This is a genomic window from Cytophagia bacterium CHB2 (assembly GCA_030263535.1).
Classification (GTDB): Bacteria; Zhuqueibacterota; Zhuqueibacteria; order Zhuqueibacterales; family Zhuqueibacteraceae; genus Coneutiohabitans.
Genome location: SZPB01000329.1, coordinates 1 through 10,192 on the forward strand (window position 1 = coordinate 1; position 10,192 = coordinate 10,192).

Sequence of the window (10,192 nt, forward strand, 5' to 3'; positions counted from 1 at the left end):
GATTTGCAGACAAGCTGCAAATCAAAGCTTCTGCGAAGCAACAAAAAACTATTCGGTGAAACTCGGTGACCATTGGCGATAAAGTTTTTCCACCGAAATACGCCGAAGTCACCGAGCATCGCCGAAAAAAACTTTGGCAGGATGATTTATCGGCAGAATTATTTCAAATCGTTCTGCCGACAAATTATCCTGCCATAAACTTTCAGAATTTTATTCTAACTTTAAAAAGCTAATCGCCTACTCGTGCGTGGCGCTGAGCCGCTGCAAAAAGACCCTCGCCGGTTGAAAGCCGGGATCTTCTTCGAGCATCGTGACCAATACCCTCTTGGCCATATCAACGTTTTGGGCGTCAGTATAAAAGCCGGCGAGATAAAAGCGCGCGTTTTGTTTCTCGGCGCGACTCAAGTCCGGATGATTCAGAGCCTGCGCCATGAACTGGCAGGCGGCGTCAAAATTTTTTTGCTGCCACTGCGCCAGCGCGATTTGATAGAGGATCATGCCTTTTTGCTCGGAGAGCGGCAGCACTTTTTGCAAAAACGCTTCACGCTGATTCCAATTCTTTTCGATCTCGTACGTTTTCGCGACTTGTTGGTAGGGATAGGGATCGTCCGGCGCATACACGCTCACCGCCAAATACTCCCGCCGCGCACGCGCATAATCCTGGCGGCGCAAATAATCCTCCGCCATTTTGTAATGCGCGCGCGACCAGACGTTGTCGACGAAAAGATAATCCCGCGCAATGGGCACGGCTGCGGGGTCGCCGCGCGGCTTGTAATCCGCGAGCGTCACCGCTTTCTCTGGAAACGGCCAGCGATGAATCATCTCAAAAATTTTGAGGCGGCCAATGTCCCAATCCAAATCCGTGACAAAATAGGGATGTTCATCCGGCGTAAAGTTGGTGTTGCGTTGTTTCAGTAAACCGGAAGCATTGATCGCGTCATAAAACGTCTTCGCCATGAGATAGTAGCCGTTCGGGTCGGGATGGAGATGATCGACCATGATATTGTTCCCGATCAACCCTTGCGCCGAGCGCGCGGCAAAAACCTGCTGCATATCGACCAATGAAGCTTTATGCCGCGCTGCTGCCGCGGCGATGATGTGATTCACTTGTTCGCTGGCGCGGAAGCGGATGACATCACGATCCTTCGCGCCGGTCAAAAAATACCGGGCCGCGGCAGAATCATGCTGCGTAAGATAGGCCCGGCCTAATTTATACCAGAGATTTGCTGCGGCGGAATCGAGTGTCAAGGCTTTGTGATAAGCCTCTGCGCTTGCGGCAAAGTTTTCGCGCTGCATGAGTTGATCACCGGCCGTTATCTGGGCGCGATATTCCTGCGCGACAACGGCGCTGGCCGCCTGTGGTTGTGCGCTCGCAAACGGGGGCAGATCGCGAATATTCGAGACGAGATTGCTCAAGATCACCGGCACGTTTCGCGCGGTGCACTCGGTTAAAAGGATGTTCAGATTATCTTCGAAGTTGGAAAGGGTGGCGCGATATTTTTCCGAGCCGAGTGGAATTTCTTGATCGCGAATCACGCCGGCCATGAGAGTTTTATTGGTCGGTTTGATTTCCGGCGCGCGGCGCAACGCCGAAACGGCGCGCTTCAGCATTTGCACGAGATGCAGTTTTTGAAGTTTGAGATAGAGACGAATCAGGCCGCCGTTTTGCCCGAGAGACACTGTTGAAGCGGCGCCGTATGCGCCATAAAATTCATTGTGCCCCATGTAAACGAGAATCAAATCCGGCGAGGCCGCGAGAATATCCGGCAGCAAGTCGAGCACCGTGAAGCTATTCACCGCGGAGATGCCGGCGTTGAGTACCTCGAAGTGATAATCGGGATAGGCTTGCGTTAGGAGATAGCGCAATTGCACCGGAAACGGCGCCTGGCAATCAAAGGGAAAACCGGCAGTGGTGGAACCGCCCAGACAAACAATGCGAAAGGTTTTAGAGGTTTTTTCTTTGAGGAATTTCTCGGGCTGCAATCCCGGCACCGAGACTTTGCGGGGATCGAAATAGCGTTTGGCAACCCATTGGTTGAATTGGTAGTACTCTTTGCCCTTGTGAGTCGTTTCGAGGATAAACGGCTCCTGGCGGAATGCGCCGAAGACGCGCAAAACCAGCTCAAGAAGAGCCAGGATCGCGATGGGCAACAGCGCCATCAAGAGGGAGAAGACGTTTTTTTTTCGGCGATTCATGCGAAATAGTTCAGTCACGGCTTGGCCGTGACTTGTTGTTTTGATTTTCGAATGAACGGATCGGCTACGGCTCGGCCGTAGCCTGAACTTTACTCGCACACTGCTACCTTGAAAATATCATCCATCTTTGAATGTCATCCAGCAAGGATCTTGTGAAGTTGCAGGCAAATTGTTGAGAACTTCACAAGATTCGCCTGAATGACAATTCGAAGGAGCCATCCAATCATCATTTCAGATAAACGGCCTTGTGCTGCGCGAGAAGCTCTCCTTCAAATTGCAGGCGCACGAAATAAATGCCGGCGCTCAAGCCGCGCGCGTCGAGAAGAATCTGCTCACTGCCGGCAGGACGAAACCCCCGCGCCAGTGTTCGGATGTGTCGGCCGTTCATGTCGAACAGTGTTAACTCAACCGTCCCCGGCGTTGCCAGGGAATAAGTAATTTTTGCCGAAGGATTAAACGGGTTGGGATAAATTCCCAAAGCAAAATCTGCCGGAAGCATTTCACTCTGGCGCACGGCAGTAGATGCTGTGCGCTCAACCAGCAATCCGCTTAAAGTTGGCGCATCGGCTTCTGCGGCAAAATAAAAATCAAGCACGCCGTCAGCCACATCGATATCTGAAAACGTTTTTTCCAGCGCTACATTCTTTCCAACTTCAGCGATGACGTCGAGATTATCAACCAGCAAACGGCCTTCGGCATAAACATCAAACACGCGCTGGCCGCTGAGATCATGCTCGGATTCTGCCATCATCAACGCGACGCGATACTTGCCCTCCGGCACGCGCACGCGATAAAAATTCAATCCTTCGCGCTCGGTTTGGTAAATCTCGGGCTGATTTGTTCCTGAAATCGTTGTGCCCGCCGGTCGCGTGCGCGCGGTTCCGCCGGAAGCGCCATATTCCTGATAATAATCCCAAGTTCGATCAGGCAAAAAATCCGCCTCGTTATTCCCGCCAAGATTGAAGGCGAGTGGCAGCGCCAGGCTGTTGGCAACATTGGTGAATTGCACGCCCATTTGCAGCGCTGCCGGCGAACGATCTTTGATGCCGCTGGCCACCAGCACGAAGCTTTGCGTCAAATCCAACGAATCCGTTTGTAGTGCAACCACTTTATTGCCCGGCTGCAAGCTCGCGTTCTGAATGGTCGCGCCTGCTATGGTATAATTGGAAATCGTTTCCGCCGAGACTTTTTCAACTTCTTCCGAAAAGAAAACCAGAAATCTGTTTGCCTCCGCTCTGGCCCAGACGAGATAAGGCGGATTGATGTCGAGGTCGATGATCGTGCCGCCGCGATAGCCGGTGGCTTCAGGCGTCGTTAAGCAAAGAATCATGTAGCCATTGCGGAAAACGATATTGTCATGAATGAATTGTGCATTGTTGCCATCAAAGGTGTGCGTGGCTTTGTCCCAGCGGCTTTGATCCCAATTGTCGAAGTTATCCGTCCATTGCAACGTGAAATTGTCGCCTTCTCCCGGCGTGTAGGCGTAATATTTCACCCAATCATAATAGCCATAAAACGGCAGAGTGTTGGGATCGAAGGCGCCGGCCCAGGCCACGGCCGTCGGTTGCCACATATTCATCATAATTTTTTGCGGCCGAGTCAGCGTCGCGACGTGAGCTTCGGTTTGGCGATACACTTCGTAACCGTCGACGAACCACGCGACATAGTCGGGCGTCCATTCGAACGCATGCACATGAAACGAGAGATGCGGATTGAATTTCACGACCTGGCGGCGGACATGATCGATGCGATTGGGCGTGATGGTGTTGTATTGCACTTCGTTGGAGTAGCGCCCCATGATCTCGATGTCGATTTCGTTCCAATTTGCGACGGAAAACGGAGAGGAATCATGATAGGTGAACAACGTCGTCAAAATGCCGCTGCCGGCGGCGGATTTCATGCGCACTTCGAAGCGGCCGTAGGTGTAGGATTCTTTCGTGCGATATTCCGCGCCGCGATAGGGCTTGCTTTGGCTGAACGCAATCCCGTTGAGGAGCAAAAAGACAAGCGCAAATCGTGCGAGAAGTTTTTGAGTCATGGGTTTCATGTTCTGCTGCAATTGTTTAGTCTCTACAGCGTTTTGCGATTGAGCGAAGATGTCATCTCGCCCGGCGGGATGACAACATCAGCAGACAAATGTAAAACGCTATAAATGGCGCGCTACATTGTCTGCACAGCAGTGAGAAATCGCCCGGGCGGAGGTGTTTTCAGGCGGTGTCTATTGGCTGAGCACAAGTTTTTTTGTGAGAGAAAAATCGCCCATTTGCAAGCGGTAGAAATACACGCCGCTGGCAATTCCTTGTGCCTCGAATGTCGCCTCATGCCTGCCTGCCTTCATGAACCGATCGGCCAATGTCATGACTTCTCGCCCTGCAACATCAATGATTTTGAGAGAAACGCGGCCGCTGCGCGGCAGATAAAATGCAATCGTCGTTGCAGGATTGAAGGGATTTGGATAATTCTGCTCCAGCATAAAATCTTCAGGCGCAAAGCCATTGTTTTCGTCAACGCTGCTGGGCTTTCCGGGAATTCTCGCCTCCATCCACAGCATGCGCAAATTGAGCCATTCTTTCAGGTAGTTCAACTCCTCGGCATAGGTTTGTCCAATGAAGGCATTGGGCCAAACGTACGTACCCAAAATCGGCCAGCGCTCGAAGTTGCGTTTTTGCGCTTCGTCGATGTAAGCGGCCATGGAATCGAGATAAGCGTGGACGCGCGAAATCTCCAAAACGTTTGGGCGCAATTCGCGCCAGCGGGCATACACGCGGTTGGTGAAAGTGGAATCTTGCAGCAGCTTCTGCCACCAAAACGGAATTTGAAAGCCGTCGGATTGCACGCGAAAATCAACCTGCCAGTCCGCCAGCATCGCGCCGTTGTAGTAATCCGCGTTGCCGAAGGCGAGATCATAATCCCATGCCGGGCCCATTTTCAGCTTGCCGCCTTTGCTGTCGCGATCTTTGTGCATAAACGTGCTCAGGCGATAGCCATCGACATTGCGCGAGATTTCATTGAGAATAAAGTAATCGACGAACGAATCGATATCGATATACTGCGCATAGCCGTTTTGCGGATCGGCGTACTCCGGCTTGGTCATCAAGTTCTCGAAGGTGAAGACGAAGTTCTTGATATAAGATATCTGCTCGGGCGCGAGATCTTCCAATTTGGGCGTGTCGTACTGATAGTAAATCCTCTGCCACGCGCCGGGATAAGGCAGGAAGGTAGAATACCAGCCGTCGGTATCCGAACCTTCGAGCTTGTCGATTTTGATGATGTAGCCGCCGGTCAGCGCGTCGCCGGAAATGTCGGTAGGCTCCATCTTCGAAATGTTCACACGGTTCTTGTCGCGCTTGATTTTTTCCATGAGCATGTACACGCCGTGATAATCGCCGTTGAGCACCACTTCGCAAAATTGCGTGCGGCTGGCATAGCGGCCCATATCATTCGCCAGCTTGTACGCCAGGACATTGCGCATCAACGTTTTATCGGAGTAGGAGGCGGACAAGATCCAATCGGCTTCTTCCGGCATGTTCAACAAAGACACATCGAGATCTTCGCCTTGCGCATCTTTGGTTTCAAAGCCGTATTGCTTTTTGGGAAATTGTTGCGAACTGGAGCCGCGGATTTCGATGGCGATCTTGCCGTTGTAGTGATTGAAGGGATCCGTGAGGTTGTTGCGCACGCCCGGGCCGTTGTAGATAATGCCCATGTCAGCCGCGATTTTCGGTTCATCGGGAATCGCCTGGCCGTGGGTGTCGATCACCACGATCGGTAGATTCGAAGAGGTGAAATTAACTTTGTGCAGTGCGGCGGGATCTTTGGTTTGAGCGGCGGCTGGCTTCAGCGCCAGGCTGAAAGCCAGTAAAGACAGGCCTACCAATCTTACGCTTTTCATGGTGCTACCCTCACATATTATTTTTCATGAATTCAACATTTGGCTTCTCATGCACGCCGGCAATATTAACGAAATCCCCACCAAAGCGCAATTAAAAGAATAACCAGGACGACAGAGGCCGCCACGTTCACGGTGTGCCAGCGCGTGCGTTCCCACATGATTTCGCCCGCTTCCGAGAAGGTCAGATGCGTTAATTTTTTTCGAATCGGCGCTTCACTCGCCAAACTCACGGCAACCAAAACACCGGAGCACACGACGAAGAGGAAAACCGCATAATGCAGAAAGTTGACGGTGGCGAGGTATCTCAGCCATTCATTCGCCAATGGCGAAATTTTGTGTTGGATCTCCAGCACGAAACGCAACGCGCCCAGCACCAGTCCGGTGAGTAATGAGGCAATGGCGCCTTTGCCGTTGACGCGCTTCCACAAAATTCCAAAAAGAAAGCAGGCGGCAATCGGCGGCGAAACATAGGCCTGCACGCTTTGCAGATAAACATACATGCGTTCGTCGCTGAGCAGACCGATAAACGGAATCCACAACAAGCCCAGCACGACCATGGCCGCCGTGGCCAGTCGGCCGAAACGTACCGTGGCTTTTTCATCCGCCTCGGGCCGCAAGCGCTGGAAAATATCAATCGTGAGCAGGGTGGAGGTGGAATTGAACATGGCGCTGAGCGAAGACATCAACGCCGCCAGCAAACCGGCAACGACGAGTCCCTTCAAGCCGGTGGGCAATAACGTCGTAACCATCCAGGCGTAGGCTTTGTCGCCGGTCACTTGGCCGTCTGACAGGGCATACGCAATCACGCCCGGCAGCACGAGTATGAACACCGGAAGGATTTTGAGAAAGCCGGCGAAGATCGTTCCGCCGCGCGCATGATCGAGATTCTTCGCGCTCAACACGCGTTGCACAATATATTGATCCGTGCACCAATACCAAATGCCGAGAATCGGCGCGCCGAACACAATGCCGGTCCAGGGAAAATCCGGGTCGCTCATGGGCTTGAACATGCTCCAGAAATCCACCGGCGTGGCCGCTACCAATGCCTCCCAACCGCCGACGCGATTCAGCCCAATGAACGTCAGCGCGAACGAGCCGATGATCAAGATGAACATCTGCACCGCCCAAAATGGTGTAAAGGCCGGTGGCGATCACGATCACGATGGCCGAGGTGTACATGTCCCAACCGACCACCGCATTTAAGAGAATGCCGCCGGCATAAAGCGCGATCGAGATTTTGGTCAACACATAGGCGATGATCGAAACAATGCTGAGATAATAGCGCGCTGCCGGGTTATAGCGCCGTTCCAAAAACTCAGGCATGGTGAAGACACCGGATTTCAAATAGAACGGGGTAAACACCCAGCCGAGCAACAGCAGAATCAAAACCGCCAGCCATTCAAATTGCCCGACCGCCAAACCGGATTTCGAGCCGGTGCCGGCGAGTCCGAGAAAATGCTCGCTGGAAATATTGGTGGCGAACAATGAGGCGCCGATGGCGATCCAACCGACGTGACGTCCCGCCAGAAAATAGTCCGTGCGATTCGTGCCGCGTTTGCGAAAGGAGAAACCGATTGCCAGCACGAGCAGGAAGTAAACCGCCACAATGACAAAATCGAGCGTCGAAAGCGAGCCGGTCATAAGCCGCTCCTGAGTTAGGAAAGTCTGTTTGCTGCTTTATGTGAGACACGGGGGGAATTGCGCTGCCAATTTTCTGGAGGGCAGGACAATAACAATGCCAGTGCAACCGATTACATTTTTATTGAAATAAGGCCTAAAATTCGAGCCATCTGCTGGCGAAGGTTATCACATTGATAACTGGGGATTATTGGATTGATAATGTTACGTTCATTGCTTTTAAACACAATAATCGCGGCGGTCGCGTCAAGCCAGCGAAGGCCAACCGGTTGTTCATGTCATGCGTTGCGAACCTCTCCCTTGCGTATGTTTGCAATGAGAGTCTTTGACTTAAGCTCTCGTTATCGATCCCAAGTATGAACACTAGGAAACGCAGCCACTCGCTTGTTACTGTTCCAATAATTCGCGCTTGTTTCTCAGATAAAAAATTTGCTAGATTGCGACTAAGTTTCCAGCCTTTTGCTGTTGGGGTAGGCGAATTTTTCCGACGAACTAGAATTACGTTGGCTTAAAGCCGCATTTGCGAAGTGATGCGCGGAATGGATATTCACGCAAAAACGACATTTTTCACAATTGACTTCCGCAAGCTTTGACAGGTGATTCAAGCGCGGAGCTTTGCTTACCATCGAATTATCAGGCATAGTTAACCCTTCAAAGTCGCAGTTCGTATTCAATGCCGGTATACTGGCTTAAGTACTCATATTTGTAGACGAGCCGCTGCAAACGAGTGAATTGCAAAAGAAATGGTGGGCAACCGAATGAACAAACTCGAAGACTTACTTCCCCACGCCGCGGTGCGCGGCATCCTGCCCGACGCCCTGATTACGGTCGTCAATACCCAGTGGTTCGGCTCCGAAGCGCTGGAGCTAACCTACAAAGACCCGTCCGGCCGCGTCGCCAATGTTCTGCTCTATCGCCACGATGAGCCTCGGCTCAAGGTCGTAGAGCAGGGAAGGCCCTGGAGCTTCGACGGCGACGGCAGTCTCTTCCGGCTCGTCTCGGAAGCGCATCGCATTCGTCTCGCTCATTTGTTCGATCCGGTCCTGGCCGTTCATACTTCGATTGTTGAGCCGTTGCCCCACCAGATCACTGCGGTTTATGAAGTCATGCTGCCGCGCCAGCCGTTGCGTTTTCTGCTCGCCGATGATCCCGGCGCCGGCAAAACCATCATGGCCGGGCTGTTGATGAAAGAGCTGATCGCCCGCGGTGATCTTCAACGTTGTCTCGTCGTGTGTCCGGGCAGCCTTGCCGAACAGTGGCAGGACGAATTGTACCGCCGCTTTCATTTGCCCTTCGAAATTCTCACCAACGACAAGCTGGAAGCCGCGCGCACCGGCAACTGGTTTCTGGAAACGAATCTCGTTATCGCGCGCCTCGACAAACTCTCCCGCAACGAAGACGTGCAGGATAAGCTCATGGCGCCGGATTGCCGTTGGGACCTCATCGTTTGCGACGAAGCGCACAAGATGTCAGCCACGTTCTTTGGCGGCGAGACCAAGTATACCAAGCGCTACCGGCTGGGACAACTTCTTTCCACGCTCACCCGGCATTTCCTGCTCATGACCGCGACCCCGCACAACGGCAAGGAAGAAGACTTTCAGCTTTTCATGGCGCTGCTCGATGGCGACCGTTTCGAGGGCCGTTTCCGCGATGGCGTACATGCCGTGGACGTCACCGATCTCATGCGGCGCATGGTCAAAGAGAGTCTGCTCAAGTTCGATGCCACGCCGCTCTTTCCCGAACGCATTGCCTACACCGTTGCCTACAAGCTCTCCGACGCGGAAGCGCAGCTCTACAAGGAAGTCACCGACTACGTGCGAGATGAATTCAATCGCGCTGAGGCCCTGCAAAACGATAAGCGTGCCGGCACCGTCGGATTTGCGCTCACCATCCTGCAGCGCCGTTTGGCCTCCTCGCCCGAGGCGATCTATCAATCGCTGCGCCGGCGCCGGGAGCGACTCGAGAGCCGGCTGCGTGAGCAGGAGTTGCTCCAGCGCGGCGCCGAAGTCACGCCCATTCTGGCCATTCCCGAAAGCCTGCTTGATGCCGAGGATATCGAAGATCTTGAAGACGCACCCGACCACGAGGTCGAAGCCGCTGAAGAAGAAGTGCTGGACCAAGCCACGGCGGCGCGCTCGATCACTGAATTGAAAGCAGAAATCGAAATACTCAAGCGCTTGGAGGCGTTGGCGCTTGCTGTTGGACGAAGCGGCGAAGACAAGAAATGGCGCGAGTTGGCGAGTCTGCTTAACGAAATCTTCATGCCAATGACAACGGCCGGCCACGAAAGCGATGGCAATTCCCCCTTTCGCAACGCGGACGCCACCTCAAAGCCGGTGCGGGCACCGCATCAAAAGCTGGTGATCTTCACTGAGCACCGCGATACGTTGAATTATTTGCAAAATCGCATCACCGGGCTGCTCGGCCGGCACGAGGCGGTTGTCATCATTCACGGCGGCATGGGCC

4 protein-coding genes and 1 pseudogene are annotated in these 10,192 nt (G+C 53.1%); 1 reads left to right on the top strand and 4 read right to left on the bottom strand.

Translation table 11 applies throughout. The features are described 5' to 3' along the window. Positions 1 to 237: 237 nt before the first annotated feature. From FBQ85_23655 to FBQ85_23670, 4 genes and pseudogenes are all read right to left on the bottom strand, one after another. Positions 238 to 2,214, bottom strand: a complete 1,977-nt coding sequence (locus FBQ85_23655; protein ID MDL1878136.1) for a tetratricopeptide repeat protein — start codon at positions 2,212 to 2,214, stop codon at positions 238 to 240. Positions 2,215 to 2,422: 208 nt separating this feature from the next. Beyond that, complete coding sequence (locus FBQ85_23660; GenBank protein ID MDL1878137.1) at positions 2,423 to 4,243, bottom strand: glycosyl hydrolase family protein; 1,821 nt, start codon at positions 4,241 to 4,243, stop codon at positions 2,423 to 2,425. A gap of 171 nt (positions 4,244 to 4,414) precedes the next feature. Next, positions 4,415 to 6,088, bottom strand: a complete 1,674-nt coding sequence (locus FBQ85_23665) for a T9SS type A sorting domain-containing protein (GenBank protein ID MDL1878138.1) — start codon at positions 6,086 to 6,088, stop codon at positions 4,415 to 4,417. Between the two features lie 65 nt (positions 6,089 to 6,153). Continuing rightward, a pseudogene (locus FBQ85_23670) lies at positions 6,154 to 7,729 on the bottom strand (sodium/solute symporter). Between the two features lie 755 nt (positions 7,730 to 8,484). Here FBQ85_23670 and FBQ85_23675 point away from each other — a divergent pair. Then, on the top strand, positions 8,485 to 10,192 hold a 1,708-nt coding region (locus tag FBQ85_23675), incomplete at its 3' end, for a DEAD/DEAH box helicase (GenBank protein ID MDL1878139.1).

Excerpts from the sequence above, each read along its gene's own strand:
- FBQ85_23660 (MDL1878137.1), bottom strand. The coding sequence starts at position 4,243 with ATGAAACCCATGACTCAAAAACTTCTCGCACGATTTGCGCTTGTCTTT.
- FBQ85_23665 (MDL1878138.1), bottom strand. The coding sequence starts at position 6,088 with ATGAAAAGCGTAAGATTGGTAGGCCTGTCTTTACTGGCTTTCAGCCTG.